This is a genomic window from Hafnia alvei (assembly GCF_034424155.1).
GTDB lineage: Bacteria > Pseudomonadota > Gammaproteobacteria > Enterobacterales > Enterobacteriaceae > Hafnia > Hafnia alvei.
The window spans coordinates 568,176-591,613 of record NZ_CP139992.1; the positions used below are offsets into that span (position 1 = coordinate 568,176).

General features: G+C 49.5%; 25 protein-coding genes. 13 read left to right on the forward strand and 12 right to left on the reverse strand.

Translation table 11 applies throughout. From position 1 onward, the window contains the following. Positions 1-104: 104 nt before the first annotated feature. The 7 genes from rpsO to yedF all read left to right on the forward strand — a co-directional run bounded on the left by rpsO (position 105) and on the right by yedF (position 7,612). Positions 105-374 (forward strand): 30S ribosomal protein S15, encoded by a 270-nt coding sequence (gene rpsO, locus U0008_RS02640; protein ID WP_004093717.1) that lies wholly within the window; start codon positions 105-107, stop codon positions 372-374. A gap of 332 nt (positions 375-706) precedes the next feature. Beyond that, positions 707-2,821 (forward strand): polyribonucleotide nucleotidyltransferase, encoded by a 2,115-nt coding sequence (gene pnp / locus U0008_RS02645; RefSeq protein ID WP_043490729.1) that lies wholly within the window; start codon positions 707-709, stop codon positions 2,819-2,821. 123 nt (positions 2,822-2,944) lie between these two features. Continuing rightward, entirely contained in the window at positions 2,945-3,829 is an 885-nt protein-coding gene (gene nlpI, locus U0008_RS02650; RefSeq protein WP_025798864.1) for a lipoprotein NlpI, read from the forward strand. 106 nt (positions 3,830-3,935) lie between these two features. Next, positions 3,936-4,010 carry a protein YrbN gene (gene yrbN / locus U0008_RS22515; protein WP_102961607.1) on the forward strand — a complete coding sequence of 25 codons (75 nt, stop codon included), beginning with the start codon at positions 3,936-3,938 and terminating at the stop codon, positions 4,008-4,010. Further along, positions 4,003-5,937, forward strand: coding sequence for a DEAD/DEAH family ATP-dependent RNA helicase (locus tag U0008_RS02655; RefSeq protein ID WP_025798866.1), 1,935 nt, complete (start codon positions 4,003-4,005; stop codon positions 5,935-5,937). The genes yrbN and U0008_RS02655 overlap by 8 nt, the downstream gene beginning before the upstream one ends. A gap of 227 nt (positions 5,938-6,164) precedes the next feature. Then, on the forward strand, positions 6,165-7,376 hold the full coding sequence (gene yedE / locus U0008_RS02660; protein WP_040046291.1) for a selenium metabolism membrane protein YedE/FdhT: 1,212 nt from the start codon (positions 6,165-6,167) through the stop codon (positions 7,374-7,376). Next, positions 7,373-7,612, forward strand: coding sequence for a sulfurtransferase-like selenium metabolism protein YedF (gene yedF / locus U0008_RS02665; RefSeq protein WP_025798870.1), 240 nt, complete (start codon positions 7,373-7,375; stop codon positions 7,610-7,612). Before yedE ends, yedF begins: the two co-directional genes overlap by 4 nt. A 30-nt stretch (positions 7,613-7,642) precedes the next feature. On the opposite strand, the gene U0008_RS02670 is transcribed toward yedF, so the two are convergent. Next, positions 7,643-8,665 carry a luciferase-like monooxygenase gene (locus U0008_RS02670; protein ID WP_043490731.1) on the reverse strand — a complete coding sequence of 341 codons (1,023 nt, stop codon included), beginning with the start codon at positions 8,663-8,665 and terminating at the stop codon, positions 7,643-7,645. A gap of 711 nt (positions 8,666-9,376) precedes the next feature. Between U0008_RS02670 and U0008_RS02675 the strand changes: the two genes are divergently transcribed. Both U0008_RS02675 and U0008_RS02680 read left to right on the forward strand, forming a co-directional pair. Continuing rightward, positions 9,377-10,702, forward strand: coding sequence for an SLC5/6 family protein (locus tag U0008_RS02675; protein ID WP_043490734.1), 1,326 nt, complete (start codon positions 9,377-9,379; stop codon positions 10,700-10,702). Between the two features lie 75 nt (positions 10,703-10,777). Then, on the forward strand, positions 10,778-12,094 hold the full coding sequence (locus U0008_RS02680; protein ID WP_025798877.1) for an L-cysteine desulfidase family protein: 1,317 nt from the start codon (positions 10,778-10,780) through the stop codon (positions 12,092-12,094). A 67-nt stretch (positions 12,095-12,161) separates the two neighbouring features. Here U0008_RS02680 and U0008_RS02685 read toward each other — a convergent pair whose 3' ends face one another. Next, entirely contained in the window at positions 12,162-13,040 is an 879-nt protein-coding gene (locus U0008_RS02685) for a U32 family peptidase (RefSeq protein ID WP_025798879.1), read from the reverse strand. A gap of 12 nt (positions 13,041-13,052) precedes the next feature. Then, the gene (ubiU, locus tag U0008_RS02690) at positions 13,053-14,048 is read right to left on the reverse strand and encodes a ubiquinone anaerobic biosynthesis protein UbiU (protein ID WP_040046288.1); all 996 of its coding nucleotides are present in this window, start codon (positions 14,046-14,048) and stop codon (positions 13,053-13,055) included. A 301-nt stretch (positions 14,049-14,349) separates the two neighbouring features. Between ubiU and ubiT the strand changes: the two genes are divergently transcribed. Both ubiT and U0008_RS02700 read left to right on the forward strand, forming a co-directional pair. Continuing rightward, positions 14,350-14,871 carry a ubiquinone anaerobic biosynthesis accessory factor UbiT gene (ubiT, locus tag U0008_RS02695; protein ID WP_025798883.1) on the forward strand — a complete coding sequence of 174 codons (522 nt, stop codon included), beginning with the start codon at positions 14,350-14,352 and terminating at the stop codon, positions 14,869-14,871. After that, positions 14,865-15,368 carry a GNAT family N-acetyltransferase gene (locus tag U0008_RS02700; RefSeq protein WP_043490735.1) on the forward strand — a complete coding sequence of 168 codons (504 nt, stop codon included), beginning with the start codon at positions 14,865-14,867 and terminating at the stop codon, positions 15,366-15,368. Before ubiT ends, U0008_RS02700 begins: the two co-directional genes overlap by 7 nt. A 59-nt stretch (positions 15,369-15,427) precedes the next feature. Here the strand turns inward: U0008_RS02700 and U0008_RS02705 are convergent, their stop codons facing one another. From U0008_RS02705 to U0008_RS02720, 4 genes are all read right to left on the reverse strand, one after another. After that, positions 15,428-16,732, reverse strand: coding sequence for a cytosine permease (locus U0008_RS02705; RefSeq protein ID WP_043490738.1), 1,305 nt, complete (start codon positions 16,730-16,732; stop codon positions 15,428-15,430). Positions 16,733-16,753: 21 nt separating this feature from the next. Next, on the reverse strand, positions 16,754-17,443 hold the full coding sequence (locus U0008_RS02710; protein ID WP_043490740.1) for a helix-turn-helix transcriptional regulator: 690 nt from the start codon (positions 17,441-17,443) through the stop codon (positions 16,754-16,756). 25 nt (positions 17,444-17,468) lie between these two features. Beyond that, positions 17,469-17,879 (reverse strand): GNAT family N-acetyltransferase, encoded by a 411-nt coding sequence (locus tag U0008_RS02715; RefSeq protein ID WP_043490742.1) that lies wholly within the window; start codon positions 17,877-17,879, stop codon positions 17,469-17,471. Positions 17,880-18,221: 342 nt separating this feature from the next. After that, complete coding sequence (locus U0008_RS02720) at positions 18,222-18,521, reverse strand: GIY-YIG nuclease family protein (protein ID WP_043490745.1); 300 nt, start codon at positions 18,519-18,521, stop codon at positions 18,222-18,224. 68 nt (positions 18,522-18,589) lie between these two features. On the opposite strand from U0008_RS02720, the gene U0008_RS02725 reads away from it, so the two are divergent. Continuing rightward, positions 18,590-19,030 (forward strand): YhbP family protein, encoded by a 441-nt coding sequence (locus tag U0008_RS02725; RefSeq protein ID WP_043490747.1) that lies wholly within the window; start codon positions 18,590-18,592, stop codon positions 19,028-19,030. A 116-nt stretch (positions 19,031-19,146) separates the two neighbouring features. Then, positions 19,147-19,779 carry an NAD(P)H-binding protein gene (locus U0008_RS02730; protein WP_025798901.1) on the forward strand — a complete coding sequence of 211 codons (633 nt, stop codon included), beginning with the start codon at positions 19,147-19,149 and terminating at the stop codon, positions 19,777-19,779. Here the strand turns inward: U0008_RS02730 and phnP are convergent. The 5 genes from phnP to phnL are packed head-to-tail and all read right to left on the reverse strand — an operon-like array spanning position 19,773 to position 23,438. After that, positions 19,773-20,549 carry a phosphonate metabolism protein PhnP gene (phnP, locus tag U0008_RS02735; protein WP_043490749.1) on the reverse strand — a complete coding sequence of 259 codons (777 nt, stop codon included), beginning with the start codon at positions 20,547-20,549 and terminating at the stop codon, positions 19,773-19,775. The two genes, U0008_RS02730 and phnP, sit on opposite strands and share 7 nt — an antisense overlap. Before the next feature lie 2 nt (positions 20,550-20,551). Further along, positions 20,552-21,010: an aminoalkylphosphonate N-acetyltransferase gene (phnO, locus tag U0008_RS02740; protein ID WP_038501940.1), complete on the reverse strand. Its 459-nt coding sequence runs from the start codon at positions 21,008-21,010 to the stop codon at positions 20,552-20,554. Positions 21,011-21,042: 32 nt separating this feature from the next. Next, positions 21,043-21,600 carry a ribose 1,5-bisphosphokinase gene (gene phnN / locus U0008_RS02745; RefSeq protein ID WP_025798907.1) on the reverse strand — a complete coding sequence of 186 codons (558 nt, stop codon included), beginning with the start codon at positions 21,598-21,600 and terminating at the stop codon, positions 21,043-21,045. Further along, positions 21,600-22,736 carry an alpha-D-ribose 1-methylphosphonate 5-triphosphate diphosphatase gene (gene phnM, locus U0008_RS02750; RefSeq protein ID WP_043490751.1) on the reverse strand — a complete coding sequence of 379 codons (1,137 nt, stop codon included), beginning with the start codon at positions 22,734-22,736 and terminating at the stop codon, positions 21,600-21,602. The genes phnN and phnM overlap by 1 nt, the downstream gene beginning before the upstream one ends. Positions 22,737-22,748: 12 nt before the next feature. After that, positions 22,749-23,438: a phosphonate C-P lyase system protein PhnL gene (gene phnL / locus U0008_RS02755; protein ID WP_025798914.1), complete on the reverse strand. Its 690-nt coding sequence runs from the start codon at positions 23,436-23,438 to the stop codon at positions 22,749-22,751.

Genomic DNA, 23,438 nt, shown 5'->3' on the forward strand with positions numbered 1-23,438 from the left:
ATCTTATTGCGCTCAGAGTAGAATAGCGCGGCTTATGTATTGGGCAGCTGAATTAGAGATCGGCGCCCGCCTTTTTAATCGTTTTATGAATTTGGAGTTCTATAATGTCTCTAAGTGTTGAAGCTAAAGCTCAAATCGTTGCTGACTTCGGTCGTGACGCTAACGACAGCGGTTCCACCGAAGTTCAGGTTGCTCTGTTAACTGCACAGATCAACCACCTGCAAGGTCACTTCGCTGAACACAAAAAAGATCACCACAGCCGTCGTGGTCTGCTGCGTATGGTTTCTCAGCGTCGTAAGCTGCTGGATTACCTGAAGCGTAAAGATGTAGCTCGCTACACCAGCCTGATCGAACGTCTGGGTCTGCGTCGCTAGTCCAAACGATTTTCAGAAGTAAAGGGGCCTAGATTGGCCCCTTTCTTCTAGGAAGCAATCGCAAATCAGGTTAATGTATTGTAGTTAACTCAAATTCGGTTGTTAAAATCGTTGTTGTTAAAGAAGTAAGCGTTAAAACTAGAGTCGGTTAGACTGTTGCTGATAACGCATGCCGAGTGACGATCCTTTTTGCAGATGTTCGCGCGGCTAATGCAAGTCTCTGGATGACCAGTGATTTCCATTAGTCGCGAGAATGCAACGAAGTGATCGAAGGCAAAAGCGTGATGGTGTTTTGATGACGCCATTAAACTTATAAAGATAAGGAAAATACTTTGCTGAATCCTATCGTTCGCAAATTCCAATACGGTCAGAATACCGTAACGCTGGAAACTGGCATGATGGCTCGCCAAGCCACTGCTGCTGTAATGGTTACCATGGATGATACCGCGGTATTCGTTACCGTTGTTGGTGCTAAAAAAGCTAAAGAAGGCCAGAGCTTCTTCCCTCTGACCGTTAACTATCAGGAGCGTACTTACGCTGCTGGTCGTTTCCCAGGTGGTTTCTTCCGTCGTGAAGGCCGTCCTGGTGAAGGCGAAACTCTGATTGCGCGTCTGATTGACCGCCCAGTTCGCCCACTGTTCCCAGAAGGCTTCCTGAATGAAGTTCAGGTAGTTGCTACCGTTGTTTCTGTAAACCCGCAGGTTAGCCCAGACATCGTTGCGATGATCGGTGCTTCTGCTGCCCTGAGCCTGTCTGGTATTCCATTCAATGGCCCAATCGGTGCAGCCCGCGTTGGTTACATCAACGACCAGTATGTGCTGAACCCAACAACAGATGAGCTGCAAGAAAGCAAGCTGGATCTGGTTGTTGCCGGTACCGAAGGCGCAGTGCTGATGGTTGAATCTGAAGCTCAACTGCTGAGCGAAGACCAGATGCTGGGTGCCGTTGTATTCGGTCACGATCAGCAGCAGGTTGTTATTGAAAACATCAAGGCGCTGGTTGCTGAAGCTGGTAAACCACGTTGGGAATGGACTGCTCCCGCTGTTAACGAAGCGCTGCACGCGCGCGTTGCTGCTCTGGCTGAAACCCGTATCGGCGATGCATACCACATCACTGAAAAACAGGCTCGTTACGCTCAGGTTGATCAAATCAAAGCTGACGTTATCGCTGCTCTGCAGGCTGAAGACGAATCTCTGAGCGCTGGCGAAATCGCTGATGTTCTGGGTTCACTGGAGAAAAATGTCGTACGTAGCCGTGTGCTGCGTGGCGAGCCACGTATCGATGGCCGTGAAAAAGACATGATCCGTGGTCTGGACGTTCGCACTGGCGTACTGCCTCGCACCCATGGTTCTGCACTGTTCACTCGTGGTGAAACTCAGGCTCTGGTTACCGCAACTCTGGGTACAGAACGTGATGCTCAGAACATTGATGGCCTGACCGGCGAGCAGACTGATCGCTTCCTGCTACACTATAACTTCCCTCCGTACTCCGTAGGGGAAACTGGCATGATGGGCTCACCTAAGCGTCGTGAAATTGGTCACGGTCGTTTGGCGAAGCGCGGCGTGCTGGCAGTAATGCCTAAGCAAGACGAATTCCCGTACACCGTTCGTGTGGTTTCAGAAATCACCGAATCTAACGGTTCTTCTTCTATGGCCTCTGTTTGCGGTGCTTCACTGGCACTGATGGACGCAGGTGTACCGATCAAAGCTGCCGTTGCTGGTATCGCTATGGGTCTGGTTAAAGAAGATGAAAACTTCGTCGTTCTGTCTGATATTCTGGGTGACGAAGATCATCTGGGCGACATGGACTTCAAAGTTGCAGGTAGCCGCGAAGGTATCACTGCACTGCAGATGGATATTAAAATCGAAGGCATCACCCGCGAAATCATGCAGGTGGCTCTGAATCAGGCTAAAGGTGCACGTCTGCACATTCTGGGTGTAATGGAACAGGCGATTAACGCGCCGCGTGGCGATATCTCTGAATTCGCTCCACGTATCCATACCATCAAGATCAATCCTGAGAAGATCAAAGATGTCATCGGTAAAGGTGGTTCTGTTATTCGTGCACTGACTGACGAAACTGGCACGACTATCGAAATCGAAGACGATGGCACGATTAAAATTGCAGCAACCGACAACGAAAAAGCGAAACATGCTATTCGTCGCATCGAAGAAATTACTGCTGAAATCGAAGTTGGCCGTATCTATCAGGGTAAAGTAACCCGTATCGTTGATTTCGGTGCATTCGTTGCTATCGGTGGCGGTAAAGAAGGTCTGGTACATATTTCTCAGATCGCTGATAAGCGTGTTGAGAAAGTGACCGACTATCTGCAGATGGGCCAGGATGTTCCTGTTAAGGTACTGGAAGTTGACCGTCAGGGTCGCGTCCGCCTGAGCATCAAAGAAGCAAGCGCGCCAGAACAGGCCGCTGCTCCAGCTGCTGAATAACAAACCGTTCAGTATTACGGCTTCCTGCATAGGTGGGAAGCCGTTTGTTACGCAAATACAGGATGTATTTGCTTATATGGATGATAGGAAATCAATCCGATGTTGGTCTTCGGGAGTTGGGAAATGAAGCCTATCTTGCGCTGGTGTTACGTTGCGACAGCAATTCTGCTGGCAGGATGCAGCAACCTTGATTGGCGTAAAGACGAAGTACTAGCAATTCCGTTACAGCCTTCGCTGCAACAGGAAGTCATGCTGGCGCGCATGGAACAAATCCTTGCCAGCCGTGCATTGACAGATGATGAACGCGCACAGCTTTTATATGAGCGCGGAGTACTGTATGATAGTCTAGGACTGAGAGCTTTAGCGCGTAACGATTTTTCGCAAGCGCTGGCTATTCGTCCTGATATGCCAGAAGTTTTTAACTATCTGGGGATTTACTTAACGCAGGCTGGCAATTTTGATGCCGCCTATGAAGCGTTTGATTCTGTACTAGAGCTTGATCCAACTTACAACTACGCGCGTTTAAACCGAGGCATCGCACTGTATTATGGTGGTCGATACCCGTTAGCGCAGGATGATCTGCAGGCGTTTTATCAAGACGATCCCAATGATCCATTCCGTTCGTTATGGCTTTACCTTGTGGAACGTGAAATCGATCCAAAGAAAGCCACTGCCTCGCTGGAACAGCGATATAACAAGGCGAACAGGAATCAATGGGGATGGAATATTGTCGAATTCTACCTGGGCACCATCAATCAGAAAACATTGATGACACGCTTACAGGAAGATGCAACGGATAACACTTCGCTCGCTGAGCATCTCAGTGAAACTGACTTCTATTTAGGTAAATATTACCTGAGTCTGGGGGACAAGAGCAGTGCCTCTGCGCTGTTCAAACTGACGGTTGCCAACAACGTACATAACTTTGTTGAGCACCGCTATGCACTGTTGGAATTGGCGCTTTTGGGCCAAGAGCAAGACGACCTATCAGAATCGGACCAGCAATAGCTGACGAACAACTACGCCTATACTTTTTTAATTGCTTTATCACCTCCTTGAGGTGAGGGCTTTTTGTTCGTTATTTAATCTAATTTGAGCCGGTTCACACTTTTCAATGAAAATCATTGTCCATTTTCTAGACGAGTTATGTAGACTGGCCGCCATCAATGAGGCACGTGTACATGGCTGAGTTCGAAACTTCTTTTGCTGACCTAGGGTTAGCTGCACCAATTATCCAAGCCCTGACCGATCTGGGCTACGAAAAACCGTCTCCTATCCAGGCGGAATGTATTCCTCACCTTTTAAATGGCCGTGACGTTCTGGGTATGGCTCAGACCGGTTCCGGTAAAACAGCGGCGTTCTCTTTACCGCTGCTGCACAATATTGATCCAAGCCTGAAAGCACCACAGGTGCTGGTTCTGGCTCCAACTCGTGAGCTGGCAGTTCAGGTTTCTGAAGCGATGGCTGACTTCGCTAAACACATGAACGGCGTAAACGTTGTTGCTCTGTACGGTGGCCAACGCTACGACGTACAGCTGCGCGCTCTGCGTCAGGGGCCACAAATTGTTGTGGGTACTCCTGGTCGTCTGCTTGACCACCTGAAACGTGGCACCCTGAACCTGTCTAACCTGAGCGGTTTGGTTCTGGACGAAGCGGATGAAATGCTGCGTATGGGCTTCATCGAAGACGTTGAAACCATCATGGCGCAGATCCCAGCACAGCACCAAACGGCGCTGTTCTCTGCAACTATGCCAGAAGCTATTCGTCGTATTACCCGTCGCTTCATGAAAGAGCCACAGGAAGTACGCATTCAGTCAAGCATCACTACACGTCCAGACATCAGCCAGAGCTACTGGACTGTGTTCGGTATGCGTAAAAACGAAGCGCTGGTTCGTTTCCTTGAAGCTGAAGATTTTGATGCTGCAATCATCTTCGTACGTACCAAAAATGCCACTCTGGAAGTTGCAGAAGCGTTGGAACGTAGCGGTTACAGCAGTGCTGCATTGAACGGCGATATGAATCAGGCTCTGCGTGAGCAGACTTTGGAGCGTCTGAAAGACGGTCGTTTGGATATCCTGATTGCAACTGACGTTGCTGCACGTGGTCTGGACGTTGACCGTATCAGTCTGGTTGTTAACTATGACATCCCGATGGACTCTGAGTCTTACGTTCACCGTATCGGCCGTACCGGTCGTGCTGGCCGTGCTGGTCGCGCATTGCTGTTCGTTGAGAACCGCGAACGTCGTCTGCTGCGCAACATTGAACGCATCATGAAGCTGACTATTCCAGAAGTTGAAATCCCGAATGCAGAATTGCTGGGTCAACGTCGTCTGGCTAAGTTTGCCGCTAAAGTTCAGCAGCAACTGGAAAGCAGCGATCTGGACAAATACCGCGATCTGCTGACTAAACTGCAGCCGGAAGATGAGCTGGATATGGAAACTCTGGCCGCAGCATTGCTGAAAATGGCACAGGGCGAACGTCCTCTGATCCTGCCACCAGATCCAGTTATGGAACGTCGTCCACGTCGCGAATTCCGTGACCGTGACGATCGTAACGAACGCGGCGGTGACCGTTTCGCTCGTCGTGGCGACCGTGAGCCACGTGAAGCACGCGAAGGCGCTGCTCCACGTCGTGAACGTCGTGAAGCCGGCGATATGGAACTGTATCGTATTGAAGTTGGCCGTGATGATGGTGTTGAAGTTCGTCATATCGTTGGCGCTATCGCTAACGAAGGTGATATCAGCAGCCGTTACATTGGTAACATCAAGCTGTTTGCTTCCCACTCAACCATCGAGTTGCCTAAAGGTATGCCAGGTGATCTGCTGTCTCATTTCACCCGTACCCGTATCCTCAACAAGCCGCTGAACATGCAGCTGATGGGTGATGCTCCGGCACGCGAACCACGTCGTGAACGCCCAGCAGGCGATCGCGGTGGCCGTAACTTCGGTGGTGGCCGTGAAGGTGGTGAGCGTCGTAACTTCGGTGGACGTGATGGCGCACCTCGCCGTGATGACCGTCGTGGTAACAGCGATCGTAGCGCAGCACCACGCGGCCCACGTCGTGATGATGCAGCACAGCCGCCACGTCGTCGTACTCCGACTAGCAACGACGCATAATCGCGCTGTTCTAAACTAGAGCATATTAAGCCAACCTTCGGGTTGGCTTTTTTTTTGCTTTTTACTTATCTGATTTTCTCTATCTGGCCGCTTTCTGTGTGGTTATTTCCATAAGTTTGTTTCTTGCCTTTGAAATACGTTTTATCGGCGTATCATGCTTGGCGATTGAGGGTGACAACCTCAAGACAGTTCCCCGGTCGGGGGCTGCAATAACAAGGGGATACTTCATGTCTTGGTTAAACTTCAAACAGCAATACCTCATAAAATTCTGGGCACCGCTCCCTGCGGTTATTGCCGCGGGTGTTTTATCGACTTACTACTTTGGCATCACCGGCACGTTTTGGGCTGTGACAGGGGAATTTACCCGCTGGGGCGGGCATGTATTACAGCTATTCGGCGCTCATCCTGAGCAATGGGGTTATTTTAAAGTGATTGGGCTTGAGGGCTCACCGCTGGATCGCATTGACGGCATGATGGTTATCGGCATGTTCGGTGGCTGTTTCGCCGCCGCGCTGTGGGCTAATAACGTCAAACTGCGTATGCCACAGCATCGTATCCGTATCTTTCAGGCTGTGTTGGGTGGCATGATCGCTGGTTTTGGCGCACGTTTAGCGATGGGCTGTAACCTTGCGGCGTTCTTTACCGGAATTCCTCAGTTCTCTCTTCATGCATGGTTCTTTGCATTAGCAACGGCGGTGGGTTCCTATTTCGGTGCTCGTTTCACGTTGCTACCAATGTTCCGCATTCCGGTTAAATTACAGAAAGTCAGCGCGGCGTCTCCGCTAACGCAGAAACCGGCTCAGGCTAAACGTCGTTTTCGTTTAGGCATGATCATTTTCTTGGCGGTGATCCTATGGGGTGGTTTAACCGCGATGAATGCGCCTAAGCTAGGCTTAGCCATGCTATTTGGTGTAGGTTTTGGTTTGCTGATCGAACGTGCTCAAATCTGCTTTACCTCAGCATTCCGCGATTTATGGATCACTGGCCGCACTCATATGGCCAAGGCTATCATCATTGGTATGGCGGTGAGCGCTATCGGTATTTTCAGCTATGTGCAAATGGGGCTGCCACCAAAAATTATGTGGGCAGGACCAAATGCGGTACTGGGTGGACTGCTGTTTGGTTTCGGTATTGTACTGGCTGGCGGCTGTGAAACTGGCTGGATGTATCGTGCGGTTGAAGGGCAGGTACATTTCTGGTGGGTTGGTTTTGGTAATATTTTGGGCGCAACCATTTTGGCTTATTACTGGGACGATTTGGCGCCATCTTTAGCAACGTCATACGACAAAGTGAATCTGCTGCAAACCTTTGGTCCGCTGGGTGGATTGCTGGTGACTTACCTTATGCTGCTGGCGGCATTTTTGTTGGTTGTAGCATGGGAAAAACGTTTCTTTCGCACTAAAACTCAGGTGAACAACGCTGTTAAGGAGATCGCATGAAACACGCAGAGATTATTCCAGACTATCGTTTAGATATGGTTGGTGAGCCGTGTCCGTACCCTGCGGTCGCCACATTAGAAGCGATGCCCAATCTGAAGCCAGGTGAGATTTTAGAAGTGGTGAGCGATTGCCCTCAGTCTATTAATAACATCCCGCTGGATGCAAAGAATCACGGTTACACCGTGCTCGACATCCAACAAGATGGCCCAACCATCCGCTATCTCATTCAGCGATAAACCTGCGCTGGCTAAGGCGCATTAGGTGCCTTAGCCAATCAGTTCAGGAATGCTCAGATGGGGTTTGATGTCGGCCACAATTTCAAAAGATCTCAGGCGTGCCTGATGGTCGAAAATCTGCCCGTTAACCATAATCTCATCCGCCTGAGTCTCTCGTAGTAACGCTTCTAATCCGCTCTTCACCTGAGTGGGATCGCCCACCACCGACATTCTAAGCGCCTGTTCAACGCCGTACTGCTCACCGCCGCTCCAATAGCCGGAGATATCTTGTACTGGCGCAGGTAAAGGCCCAGGTTTGCCACGACGAAGATTAATAAACTGCTGCTGCATTGAGGTAAACAGGAAGCGTGCGTCACGTTCGCTATCGGCGGCGACCACGTTGATGCAGACAATCGCGTATGGCTTAGCTAACGTCGCCGATGGTTGGAACTGACTACGGTAAAGCGCTAATGCCTGATGCAGCATATCGGGGGCGAAGTGTGAGGCGAAGGCAAAGGGTAATCCGAGCTTCGCGGCCAGCTGCGCGCTGTAAAGGCTTGAGCCCAACAACCAGATAGGAATGTGCAAACCTTGCCCAGGAACGGCTTGTACATGCTGGCCCTCGGTGACTTCACCAAAGTAGCGCTGTAGTTCGAGCACGTCTTGAGGGAAATCATCAATTTCGCCGTGAAGGCTGCGACGTAGAGCCATCATGGTTCTCTGATCGGAACCTGGTGCACGGCCTAATCCCAAATCAATACGCCCCGGATAGAGAGACTCGAGCGTGCCAAACTGTTCGGCAATCACCAGCGGGGCATGGTTGGGGAGCATCACGCCGCCTGAACCAACGCGAATGGTTTTGGTTCCGCCAGCGATATAACCAATCAGCACTGACGTAGCGGCGCTCGCGATGCCGGTCATGTTGTGATGCTCAGCCATCCAGTAGCGATGAAAACCCCAGTTCTCAGCATGCTGAGCCAGACTCAGCGAACGATGAAATGCATCACGAGCTGTTGCCCCTGTAGGGATTGGAGACAGGTCGAGAACTGAAAAGGGTACTGAACGAGAAGTCATAACATTATTCCTATTAATAGACCAATCGGTCTGGTTTTAGGTTGATGTTAATCATATGTGATAATTAATCAATAGCTGGTTGTGGATTAGCGTGCTATTTCAATGGGGGAGTTTGAGTCAAAATCAAAGCCTGAATCGCTTATTCAGAAAATCTAGTTTAATATTCCAACTGTTTTCATTTATTCAACAAACTACAGAGCAAACGACTGATGCGAGAGTTCTTATCGTTTATTGTGTGATAACCATCATATTAGTAGGGCTTTGTTCTTTGTTTTTCCACTCCCGCCAACTTGCTGTATATCACAAAAATTTCCTATGCCGTTAAGGCGTTACATCTTTGGTTATGACGCATAAAATGAAATTTCCATATTATTCATATAATTAGGATTTTTCATATTTGCATTCAGGTCAGTGCTTTTATAAAACCGTATTTTTAGAGTTAAATTTTTAGTTTTATTCTCTTTTGGGAGAATATTTTTCTCACGAACTGCCATTATGGGGGACGTAGTTGAAAAAATATTCTCCCTTGGCCGGCGTATCATTTCTGCATAATAAAAAGCCTGCATATTACGTCTGTACATTAAAAAGAAAATAAAACCTACACATAAAAATACCCAAAATATTGAGAACTGCGTCGAGACGGTAGTGAACTATCGCACTTAGCAATAATGCAGTTTGAAGTATGACGGGATATGGCGAGCGAGAATTATTATGGAAACAGCATCAGAGAATAGCAGTATCGTTGTGAACGATCTTTCTGCCAATAGTCGTGGAGGCATGTCCGAAAGCGAATGGCGTGAGGCCATCAAGTTTGATAGCACGGACGCCGGTTGGATCATTATGAGTATCGGCATGGCAATTGGCGCCGGTATTGTCTTTTTACCGGTTCAGGTGGGGCTAATGGGATTATGGGTTTTCTTACTCTCTTCCATTATTGGTTACCCTGCGATGTATTTATTCCAGCGTTTATTCATTAATACCTTAGCTGAATCTCCAGAGTGTAAAGACTATCCGAGTGTAATCAGCGGATACTTGGGCAAAAACTGGGGTATTTTATTAGGCGCATTATATTTCGTCATGTTGGTTATTTGGATGTTCGTTTATTCAACGGCGATTACTAATGATAGTGCATCCTATTTACATACTTTTGGTGTGACGGACGGGCTTCTTTCTGAAAACCCATTTTATGGACTGGTGCTGATTTGTATTTTGGTTGCCATTTCATCTCGTGGTGAAAAGCTATTATTTAAGCTCTCCAGCTTTATGGTTCTGACAAAGCTTTTAGTGGTGGCCGCGTTAGGTGTTTCGATGGTGGGGATGTGGCATCTGTACAATGTGGGTTCGTTACCACCGATGGGATTACTGATTAAAAATGCCATTATCACGTTGCCGTTTACTCTAACGTCTATTCTGTTTATTCAAACTCTTAGCCCGATGGTGATTTCTTACCGCTCTAAAGAAAAATCACGCGAGGTTGCTCGCCATAAAGCACTGCGAGCAATGAACATTGCCTTTGGTGTTCTATTCGTCACGGTATTCTTTTATGCAGTCTCTTTCACCTTGGCGATGGGCCACGACGAAGCGGTTAAAGCTTACGAGCAAAACATATCTGCTCTCGCCATTGCCGCGCAATTCTTCCCTGGGAGTTGGGCAACGGTAGTCAGCGTTATTCTGAATATCTTTGCCGTAATGACCGCTTTCTTTGGCGTCTACTTAGGCTTCCGTGAGGCAACGCAGGGTATTGTGATGAACATTCTGCGTCGTCGTATGCCTGCCGAAAAGATCAATGAAAAATGGGTTCAGAATGGAATTATGTTGTTCGCCATTCTATTGGCTTGGAGTGCCATCATTCTTAACGCGCCAGTATTAAGTTTTACTTCCATCTGTAGTCCGATATTTGGGATGGTGGGCTGCTTAATTCCTGCTTATTTGGTCTACAAAGTACCTGCTTTGCATAAATATAAAGGCACTTCGCTGACCATTATTATCATTACTGGGCTGCTGTTATGTGTTTCTCCATTCCTAGCCTTCTCCTAATAAATTAAAACTGAATATTTTTGTAGTCTTGTTATTAAGGTCTGAATTATGAGCAAGTATGAAAGCGAAAATCTGTTGTGTACCGAATCACGCGATGAATTATGGAATGAGTTTATTCGCGCGGTACAGCAAGAAGTTAAGCCTGCGGTAGGCTGTACAGAGCCAGTCTCTTTAGCACTGGCTGCCGCCGTTGCCGCTTCATATCTTCCTGAATCCGTTGAACGTATCGAAGCACGCGTTTCGCCTAATCTGATGAAAAATGGTATGGGCGTTACCGTGCCAGGTACGGGGATGGTTGGGCTGCCGATTGCCGCGGCTGTAGGGGCAATCGGTGGTGATGCCAACGCAGGGTTGGAAGTGCTCAAACATGCAACGCCAGAGTCGATAGCGGCAGGGAAGTCGCTTCTGGCGAGCGGTGCCGTTACCGTGGGTATCCAACAACCGTGCGAGCACATTCTATTCTCTCAGGTCACGGTGTTTGGCCCAACGGAGTCAGTCTGTGTCACGATTGCCGATGGCCATACCAATGTGATCAAAATTGCCAAAAACGGTGAGGTGCTGTTTGATGCTTGCCATAGCGCAGAGAACAGCGACGAAGCGCTTTGCCAAGAAGGTTATTGCCTGAAAAAAGCATCGCTAAAGCAGGTATTTGATTTTGCGGTTAACGTGCCGTTGGAGCGCATCCATTTTATTCTGGAAGCCGCCACGCTGAATAAGGCGCTGTCGCTAGAGGGCCTCAGCAACCAATATGGCTTGCATATCGGCGCGACGCTACAGCGCCAGCGTGAACGCGGATTATTAGCGCGTGATTTACTCACCGATATCATGATCCGTACTTCTTCGGCTTCTGATGCGCGCATGGGCGGCGCGGTAATGCCGGCCATGAGTAATTCAGGATCGGGTAATCAGGGCATTGCGGCCACTATGCCAGTGGTGGTGGTGGCTGAGTACCTCGGTGCTAGTGAAGAGCAGCTAACGCGTGCGTTAATGCTGTCACATCTCACGGCAATCTATATCCATAGCCAACTGCCAACGCTGTCAGCACTTTGTGCCGCAACCACGGCGTCAATGGGGGCGGCGGCGGGGATCGCATGGTTGATTGAAGGGCGCTACGAAACGGTAGCCATGGCAATTAGCAGCATGATTGGTGACGTGAGCGGCATGATTTGTGATGGCGCATCGAATAGTTGTGCGATGAAAGTATCAACCAGCGTTTCAGCCGCCTATAAAGCCGTGCTGATGGCGCTGGACAACAGCTGTGTAACGGGCAATGAAGGTATCGTGACCGATGATGTAGACCGCTCGATTGCGAATCTCTGCGCATTAGCCTGCCACTCGATGCAGCAAACAGATACGCAGATTATCGAGATCATGGCTAAAAAAGCTTCATAACAGTGAGTGAGCATGGCTAGTATAAAAATGGGAGCCTTGGCTCCCATTTTTGCTGATAAACAGAGGGTTACTGAACCAGTTCGAGCCCAGCAACGCGCTGCCAATAGCCGTTACAGTCGGCACGATTTTCTAACGTTAATGGTTGAGTGCCTCGTTCATTAGCGCGGAACTGGCTCAGCACGCTGAGCGTATCCATACTCTCTGGCGATAGACGCACGATGTCGACCAATCCCTGCATTTCTAGCTGGTTATTACCGAGGTTATAACAATATCCGCTTTGGGTCTGAATGCCGTTAAGCACGAAAACCTGCTGATTTTCTTGCGATAACACGCGGCGACCTTGAGGGTATTTGATGCAGCAAGTTTCACACTGATCTTTAGGCAAATCTTCCGAACGCGCGGTAAAGCAACGGGCAGAATAGGCTAGAGGTAGATGGCCATAGCTCAGAACCTCCACTTCAAACTTATTGCGGATGCCCAGATCTTCGCACTGTGCCATCACGTTTTTAAGCCAGTCGTGAGAAAGCTCAACTGGCATACACCAACGCATCATGCCCTGTTTGTGTAATAAGCGCAGCGTGACGGCGTTGTAGCAGTTCAGCGCATGTCCCGCCACAAACGGTAATTTGCGTTCGGCGGCCATGTTTACCGTGCCCAGATCGTTGGCTTCAATCAGGAAATCACCGTTTTCAACATAGCGTTTTAGCTCATTAAGCTCGGAAGGTGCCTGCAATAATGCAAGCGTTGAGATAACAACCTGTTTGCCCGACTGTGCCACCTGTTTGGCGACGTCCAGCCAATCAGCCACTTTCATTTCACGACGCTTCGAACACACGGTTTCACCGAGATAGATAATATCGGCTTCGCTTTGCGTCGCGGCTTGGTAAAAACGTTCAATTTCGGCTTTTGGCCAGTAATAGAGCACGGCTCCTAGAGAATATTTCATGCTTTCAGCTCCTTACTGCCATTTCCGGTGATAGGCACCCAATGTGGTTTGAGTTCCTTCGGCCATTGCGCCAAGGCTATCCATCCAGCTTTGCTCGGCTTTATAGCCTTCTGGATCTTTCTGGCAGCGATCGATGGCCTGACGCCATACTTTCGCCACTTGGCTTACATAGGCAGGGCTACGCTGACGGCCTTCAATTTTCACCGAGGCAATATTTGCACCCAGTAAATCAGGCAGAAGCTCAAGGGTATTCAGACTAGTAGGCTCTTCAAGCGCATGATATTTCTCGCCATCAACCATATAACGGCCCTTACACAGCGTTGGATAACCGGCGTTCTCGCCATCTTCATAGCGATCGATAAGCACGTCATTCAGGCGTGATTCCATACCTTGAGGGGTTTGCTGCCAGCGCACATAGCGAGCTGGAGAGCAGGCTCCAACGGTGTTAGGTGACTCGCCGGTGAGATAGGACGACAGGTAACAGCGCCCTTCGGCCATAATGCACAGGCTGCCAAAAGCAAAGACTTCCAGCGGAACTTCGCTGGTGCGTGCCAGCTGTTTCACCTGATGGATCGACAGCACGCGCGGTAGTACCACACGCGACACGTCAAAGTGCTGTTTATAGAAACGGATGGCTTCATCATTGGTTGCCGAAGCCTGAACGGACACGTGACGTTCCACGTGCGGATAGCGCTCGGCGGCATATTCGAGCATAGCGAGATCGGCTAAAATCAGCGCATCGGCTCCCAGCTGTGCGGCCATATCTACGGCACGTTCCCAGCGGGCATAGCCGTCAGGGTGGGCAAAGGTGTTAATCGCGATGTGCAATTTGCGGTTGTGGCGGTGCACATAGCTAACGGCTTCCTGAAGTTTTTTCTCGGTGAAGTTCAAGCCAGCGAAATGCCGTGCATTGGTATCATCTTTTAAACCGATATAAACGGCGTCTGCGCCGTTATCGATCGCTGCCTTCAGGGCAGGTAAATTTCCGGCGGGGCAAAGCAACTCCATATATCATTCCTGAACAAGCCACGTTAGCGATGAGTGGCAATTAATGACAACAGGTGATCGGTTGAACCCTGAGTGATAATTTTAATGGCGATCATTCTAGATAACCCATTCATCAGCCGTTTTGATTTGAGGCAGTTTCTCGCGTGTTGACAGCAGCAACATGGCGGTTATTCTTTACCCAAATTATTTTCGCGCTCTATGCGTGCCAAACTAATAAGGGTTCGTTTTGTTGATATAGCGCGCTGTCTTGCGCTGTTAATGTGGCAAAATACCCGCACCCGTATCAAAAGGAGTTATTCCAGTGTTGGAAAAATTACGAGCACGTTTAGTGCGTCAAGGTCCGGCGTTTTTAAGCGTCCCGTTAAAATTCACGCCGTTTGCTTTACAACGACAGGTGCTGGAACAACTGCTGGGCTGGCAATTTCGTCAGGCGCTTGAGGATGATGAGCTTGAATTTCTGGAAGATCGTTGGCTGAAGGTCGAAGTACGCGATCTTGGCTTAAAGTGGTTTGTCACCGTTAACCAAGGCAAACTACAGGTCAGCCAGCATCAAGAGGCTGATGTCAGCTTCAGCGCAGATGCCAACGATTTGATTCTGATTGCGGCACGTAAAGAAGATCCTGATACGCTATTTTTCCAACGCCGCTTACGTATTGAAGGGGATACTGAGCTTGGCTTATATGTCAAAAACTTGATGGATGCGATAGATTTAGATGCCATGCCTAAGCCGCTGCGTTTTGGTCTGTTACAGTTGGCTGAATTTGTTGATGCAGGTATGAAAGAAGCATCACCGCCCGCTACCCAAGAGGTTTCACCATGCTAATTCGCGTTGAAATTCCTGTTGATGCTGCTGGTATCGATCAGCTGCTACGCAACGCGTTCCCAACCAGTGAAGAAGCGGAGCTTGTACATCGTCTACGTGAGGATGGCCTGCTAACGCTAGGCGTTGTTGCTACCGATGAAGAGGGCGGCGTGGTTGGATACGCGGCTTTCAGCCCGGTTTATGTTGATGGTGAAGACCGCCAATGCGTAGGCCTTGCTCCGGTGGTGGTGGATGAAGCTCACCGTCGTCAGGGGCTGGCAGAAAAAATCATTTATGAAGGGTTAGACTCCCTGAATGAATTTGGTTATTCCGCCGTTGTCGTGCTCGGTGAACCGGCCTATTTCAGCCGTTTTGGTTTTCAGAATGCCGCAGAACATGGCTTGCGTAGCAGACTTCCGGGCACTGAAGCGTCGTTTCAGGTTTACCCATTAGCCGATGGTGAAATGGAAAACTGCAAAGGGGTGGTTGAGTATTCAGCCCCGTTTGGACGCGGCTGAGTTTGATGCCCATGGATACTCCCTGTTTTCAGGGAGTATCCAGCGTTTATGCAGCAAAGCTAGGCGATTTCTGTCTCAACGGGCTTTTGGTTGCGATTGACCGCAACTTTAAACAGCCAATATATCAAGCTGGCGGCAAGCAACGAATTGATCGTTGGGATCCCCCACTCGGTAACCAGCCCTACAACACTCCCGACAACACTGGCGATAATAGCAGCCCAACCAATAACCGGCGTTTGGCTGTCATTCGGCAGTTTCCCCGCCGCGCGAGTCTTATCCAAAATATGGCGATGAGAACGCAGGATAAAATAGTCCACCAGCATAATGCCGATAATCGGTGGGAAAACCACGCCCAGCACGGTCAGGAAATCAACAAAGCGATCCAGAATACCCAGCACGGAAAGCGTGGTGCCTAATACACCAATAACCAATGTGGTAGAGATGTATTTCAGCTTCTTGCCGGTCAGTCCTTCGACCGCATTCACGATGCCGAGTGAAGACGAGTAGAGGTTGAGATCGTTAACTCTTAACGTTGAGAACACGACGACCAGTAGACCCGCACCGCCCGCGGCTTGTGCCATGATCGTCACTACGTCCGCGGTGCCTAAGGTTTTGGCAATCAGAATCGCCAACCCATTGATGATAAACTCACCGGCAACGATGGTGGCGATAGTGACGCCCAACACATGCTTTTTGTTTTTAGAGTAACGCGTTAAATCGGGCGTCATCAGGCTGGCGACAATCGCGCCACCCACGACGATAGTAATACCGGCGCTGATAGATAGCGGTTCACCGTGCGGTGCCAGTTGCATGATTTCCGGCAAATTATGGCCAGATAAAACATGAAAGGATATATAGGCGACCAGCAGAATAAACATCGGCACGGCGATTCTGGCTGCAATGCGCAAAGCTTTGAAACCAAATGCGACCAATATGGTGAGGAAGCTGCCGGATAGGGCGGCGGCCCAGCCAAAGCCCAGCTTGTGGCCGAGTGCAAAGTCCAAGGATTTGGCAAAAATAGCATTTTGGATCCCAAACCAGCCGAGCAAACTGACGGCGACTACCACGCCGATCAGCACTGAGCCCAAACGACCAAAACCACACCAGCGCGCCAACAGGCTGCCGGATATCCCTTCGCGCATTCCCGCTAAACCCAAGCCATAGGTGACAACGCCAAATATGACGCTGCCGATCAAGATGGCCGTAAATGCATCCGTTAGCGACATGGAATTACCCAATACCGCGCCCAGCATGAACTGATCTAGTGCGGTCAACATACCCATATGAACGATAGCGACGCTTAAAAATGAAACCCTTTTATCCTGTGGCACTCTGCTCAATGGATAATCTTCAATTTTGATCACGATAAGGTATACCCTTGTTGTTTAGATAAACTGAATCCCTTTTGCCACTAACCGGTCGGGAATATAATTATCCAAGTGCGCAACTTTGCAAAACTCCTCAAATTGTTGCTGCGTATGGACATCAGATTTTTGGTAAATGGTGTATATTCTGTTTTCTATTGTTTTGGTGCTGATGTTATATATTTTTGCGATTTCTTTAACCGAGCGTCGTTGCAACATTAAAAATATAACGTCTAATTCTGAACGAGTGAACGTTGTATTATTAATTTCAGTGGTGAGGATGCTGGGTTTCTGTTGGTTTATATATTTGAACGGAGATAGGCTATTAAGCGGTTTGGCGTTCCACATCACACCGATTAATTCTTTTTTTTCATTAAAAATAGGCAATTTTTCACTGATATAAGGCATGAGAAATTCTTTCCCGTACCAGTAATGTGTTTCTATTACTGTGACGCGATCCTGAGATTCTTCAGTTCTTTTATCGTGCTCTATAAATTCAGGAGAGAGCTCAGCCCAATGGGCGGGGAATTCATCGTCCCTTTTACCTTCGATATCGAAATTAAGGGGGATATTGGTATAGAGATAAGCTGCCTGATTCATATAGACATGGCGAGAGTGCAGATCTTTGATGCCCCACGGTTCACTCAAGTGTTCCATCATGGCAATCAGGCCCTTGAAATAAATGTCATTATTTTTGTCGGGCAAATCCATGACAACCTCTCCGCTCAAGAATGTATTAGAGTTCTTTTGCCAGATAGTGCCGAGTAAATCTGTGGGCATACCCGCCTAAATCACCATATACACGATAGCCTAATTTTTCATAAAAACCTCTGGCTTGGAAATCGAAAGTATCGACATAAGCCATGTGGCAACCGCGCTTTAGCGCCTCTTTTTCAGCATTTTCCATCAGTTGGCGACCATATCCACTTTTACGGTATTCGTCGCTGACCCACAGATATTGAACTTCAAGTCCGCCCCACCAAGTTCTTGCCACCAAACCCGCAACGATTTTCCCTGCATCGTCGGTGACGGTTAAAAATAGCGGATGAATATCGACGGCTTCGGTTTTGCTATTGTGCGCCCAGAGACTGTCAATGACATACTCTTCATCCTGCGGGTTTGGCGCATCCGTAATATTGATGTTCATGGTGAAAGATACCTTTGCCTGTAAATAATTAGGGTTGTAATTAAACGAATTGAGCTAAACCAATTTTAGTATCACTTTTATTAAAGTGTTTCAAGGGTGGTTTTCACCCGTTCACGGATTGATGCTCAGTGTTTATATTGAATGTGACAGAGTTAAATAAATAACGACGTGCCTCGTAACCTTCGCTGTTTGTGGCGCTCTGTCTGAAGATGCTGATTTCGCCTCACCAGGGCGCTATAAAGAAAAACCAGCCGTTTTTTACGGCTCCACCGCTAGAGCAACAGTCAATTGCCAAAGGGGAGCCGCATATTTTTTCCTGCATTAATAAACTTTCTTGTTTATTTACGCTATCCCAAACCATTCCTCGAGTAATTCTGGTCTTTCCGTCACCAATTTCTCTTTCTGTGCTTTATTCAGTTGTTTAATTCGATATTCCAACCGCAGAGCTTGCCCCCTCTCACCCACTAAGCATGAAAATGCTAACTGTAATGGCCCCTTGCCACGTAACGCCTTCGCGCCTGTACCATTCTGATGTTGCTGATAGCGGCGTTCCACGTCGGTGGTAATACCGGTATAAAGCGCGCCTGATGCGGTGCGTATGAGATAGAGATACCAGCGGGTTTGATGCGGTTCGGTAGTCATTAGGATTTAATCGGTTAGCCGTTTCATGACATTATACCCTTATCCATCACGGCCTGTGAGACCTACCCATGACGACTGATAAAGAGCATATTTGCCGCTTCCTGCATGCCCAGCATGTGTTAACGCTTGGAACCTGTTGGGAGGGGGAAATGTGGTGTGCCAACTGTTTCTACGTCTTTGATGAAGAGCGTATGGCGCTCTATTTCATGACGGAAACGCGTACCCGTCACGGTGGAATGTTGCTTAAAAATCCTCGGGTCGCGGGAACCATCGCGCATCAAACCAAAACCATTGCGCTGATCCGTGGCCTGCAGTTTTCTGGCGAGGCGGTAATATTAGAAGATGAAAATGAGCATCTGGCGCGTAGCCGCTATTATCAGCAATTCCCCGCCGCCCGTTTAATGCCTGCGCCTGTTTGGCAGCTTTCGCTCAACCAAATAAAAATGACGGACAATAAATTAGGCTTTGCGAAAAAAATTCGCTGGGAGCGAACCCCTGCGCAGGAATAACGGCGACATAATCATTATGACGACGGAAAAGTTAGATATATATCACTGAAACTAATTGCTTGAAGTCCTTACCTGTCGCTTTTCTCGCGTTATACTCAAGACAGGGAGGAAAACGGATGAAAATTTTATTGTTAGGCGCAACGGGTTTAGTCGGAAGTGAATTACTCAAACTTCTAGAACAGGATCCGGGCATCAGCAAGATCTATGCCCCAACGCGTAAGCCCTTACCGCCGTCAGAAAAACTGGTGAATCCGGTTGCAGACGATCTGTGCGCGACGATGGCAACATGGACGACCCCTATTGATATCGCATTTTGTTGCTTGGGTACTACGCGCAAAGATGCTGGCAGCGATGCCGCATTTCGCTATGTAGATTATACGCTGGTGGTTGAGTGTGGGTCGGTGGCGCTAAAAAATGGCTGCCAGCATTATTCAGTGGTGAGTGCGCTTGGCGCGAATCCACAGTCTTCGTTCCTCTATAGCCGCACGAAAGGGGAAATGGAGAAGGCGTTAGAGCTGCAAGCGTGGCAGCATCTCACGATAGTGCGTCCGTCAATGTTACAAGGCGACAGGCCAAAACCACGCCTGTTAGAGCAAATTTCAGAACCTATCTTTAAGCTGCTGCCAGAGAAATGGAAAGCCGTGGAAGCTTCAGCCGTAGCGATGGCGATGCTGAAATCTGCACGTAACCCAGCGCCTTATCGTTTGCAGATCATCGAGTCAGAACAGATTCAAAAATATTCTCAATAGTTGCCACTCTCATCTGCGGTCAGCGCTAATCCATCTCTGGCCGCTTCAATACCTTCGGGAAGCGAATTTTCCAGCATCCACGCATCAAACTGGTGGCTAATGTGGGTCAGCCAAATTTTCTCGCAGCCTATCCGCTGTTTTAACGCTATCACCGTATTGAGATCGCTGTGGTTCTTCGGCGTGCTTGGGCGTGGCTCATGGCTACAGTCGATAATCATGATTTCAGGCGGCTGCTGGCACAAAAAACTCGCGGTAGCTTCGGGCAAGCCTGCGGTATCCGTCAGATAAGCGATTCGATGATGGGGGGTTGTGAATAGATAGCCAAAAGTGAGTTTTGAATGGTTGAGCGGAAGCGGGGTGATACTTAATCCTTGCAGCTGGATGGTTTCAAACGCCGTGAGCGTATGGTTGAAATCAAGTATGCCGGGATGCTTAAACAGATCGTCGCAGCCCATTTCATCTGGCGGCCCATAGACGGGAATGCTATCACCCACGCCCCAGCGCAGTGGAAATAATCCCTGGACATGGTCCATATGGTAATGCGTTAGCAAAAACTGGTTAATTTGCTCAGGTGTAAACTGTTCGGCGAGATCGTGCAAACCTGCGTCAATCAGCGTTCGGCTGCCGTTATATTCCAGCATGGCGCTACAGGGTTTTCGCCGATATTGCGGCTGTTTTCTGGCTCGCTGACAGACAATGCAATGACAGCCAAAAGCGGGCACCTGCTGTGCTCCGCCGGTGCCTAAAAATGTGAGAGTAAGCTTGGACATCGTTACTGATCCGACAGCGGTTTGACGAAGCGAAAGTGAGTGTGAAGATAGCCTTCACGCTGATAAAAACGATGCGCGTCATAACGCGTTGCGCGGGTAGACAGCTCGGTCTGCTCCGCCCCTAATTCACGTGCCGTATCTTCCGCCCAACGCAAGAGCCGTTTACCCACGCCAGCGCCACGCGCCTGCGGCGTAATGATCAGCTCCTGAATTTCGGCAATCCAGTTGACGTGATGCAGATGATATTGCAGATGAAGGCTAATAAATCCCAGCACCTCGCCGTCCTGTGTGGCTAGCGCATAATGCATATTTGGATTGGCCAAATTGAGCGCATAGCCTTTGGCAAATGCGAGGCGGTCAAACTCACATTGCTCAAGTTCACACATCAGGTGATACACCGTGTTTTCATCCAGCGCGGTGGCGGGGCGTAAAATGATATGGGGAGAAGTCGTCTCTGGCATACAGAACCTCTACGTGATGGTGAAACAAAAAATTAAACGGAAACAGCAATAGTGCGCTCTACGAGGCGCAAAAACTCCCGCAACGTATGCTGCAAATCATCATTGTTATTCAGATAGTCGCAGCGTGCGCTTTCCGGTAATTGATAATCCTGTGCACGTTGCAAACGCTGCTCTATTTGCAGCGGCGTTTCGCGTCCTCGCGCTAATAAACGCTGGCGCAAGGTGGCTTGAGAAACCTGCAAACACACGGCCTGAATTCGATCGCCGTAGCGCTCACGGGCGATAGGCAGATGGGCGCGAGAACCGTTGACCACCACGTTAATCCCCTGAGCTAGCCACTGATCTATTTCTATACCCAACCCATAATAATGCTGATTAGCCTGCCAGTGCAGCGCAAAAAGTCCTTGGCTGCGCCGCTGTATAAACTCGTTCTCGCTGAGCTCAATGTGGTTTTCCGAGCCCGCATGACAGGCTCGGGTAATGTAGCGATGGGCGACGAGCAGCGGAGCGGTTTGCTGCTCGCGTAACGCCTGAAGCAAACTGTCTTTACCTGAGCCCGACGCGCCTACCAGATAAATTAATTTTGCCATTAGAACACCCGTATCCCTTCACGCCAGACGTGATTCACATGAATATGCTCGCCGTGGCGTTGAGCTAATACCAAGTCCGCTCTTTTGCCTTCCGCAAGCACGCCACGATCGGACAACCCCAGCGCTTTCGCCGGATTGCGTGTCACTAATGACATTGCCTGAGGCAGCGTAAACGAATTGTTCTCGCTGGCAGCGACGCAAAACGCGGCATCCAACAGGCTAGCGGGATAATAGTCGGATGACAGAATGTCCAATACGCCGAGCGCAGCTAATTCATGAGCCGCGACGTTACCGGAATGCGAGCCGCCTCGCACAATATTGGGGGCACCCATCATGACATGTAGACCGCGTTGATGTGATGCATGTGCCGCCTCTATCGTGGTGGGGAATTCGGCAATCACGCTGCCTAACTGATGCGATTCATCGGCATGTGCTTCGGTGGCATCATCATGGCTGGCGAGCGCAATACCGCGCGTGCGGCAGAGTTCAGCGATGGCGTGTCGATTAGGCTGTGACCAGCGCTCGGCATTCTCCAGCTGTTCACGTTCATAATCATCCATTTGCTCATCGCTGAGATGGTATTTGCCCTGAAAGTATTCGCGATATTTCTGCGGGTTAACGAATTGGCGCTGGCCGGGAGAGTGGTCCATCAATGAAACCAGTGACACACCGCGTTTCTCCACCAGCTGTTGAAACAGGGGAAGCGTGCTGTGATGAGGTAACTCGCAGCGCAGGTGTAGGCGGTGCTCAGCGCGATTGACGCCGCGCTGCTGGCTGTCGATCACCGCGTTGATCATTTTTTCCAGATTATCTAAGCGATCGCCGCCGTCGCGCACGTCACCCAAAGCTACGGCATCAAGCACCGTGGTGATCCCACTGGCAATCATCAGCGCATCGTGGCTGCTCATGGCAGAATGCGCAGGCCAGCTGACCTTTGGTCGTGGAGTGAAAAACTTGTCCAAATTATCGGTATGTAGCTCAATTAAACCGGGCAGCAGCCAGCCGCCGTGGCCGTCTATGGCTTCGGGCAAACGGCTATCGCTATCGGCAAAGGCGCGGATCACGCCGTCTTGAACCTCAAGCGAACCTGCCACCACTTCATTTTCCAGCACCAGTTTTACATTGTTCACGATCATGGTTTTGCTCCGCTATTCACTCATTACATGCAGACGATCTGCAACATGGTCGCGCACGGCTTCATCATGGAAGATCCCGACGATAGCGGCACCACGTGCTTTGGCTTGATCGATCAAACTCACCACCGCGGCGCTATTGGTGGTATCGAGCGACGCCGTAGGTTCATCGAGCAACAAAATGGGATAATCAACCACGAACCCACGGGCGATATTCACGCGCTGCTGCTCGCCGCCGGAAAAAGTGGAAGGTGCCAAATGCCAGAGGCGTTGGGGAACGTTGAGATGGGTTAACAACGCCGCCGCTTTTTGTTCGCAGGCCTGACGTTCGTAGCCCAGTTCAAGCATCGGCTGCATCACCACGTCTAATGCGCTAATGCGTGGGATCACGCGTAGAAACTGGCTGACCCAGCCGATCGTTTGGCGACGTACGGCGAGGATCTGCCTTGCTGGGGCTTGCACCATATCCAGCCATTCACCCTGATGTTGTACCCAGATGCTGCCTTCATCGGGCAGATAGTTAGCATAAAGCGATCGCAACAGCGTTGATTTGCCGCTGCCTGAATGACCGTGCAACACCACGCATTCACCGGCGTTCACTTCCAATGACGCGTCTGAAAGTACCGGCAGACGAATACTGTTTTGGTGATGCAGCACAAAGGTTTTACTCAGATTTTCTACGCGCAAGCGTGTTGTTATGGTCAT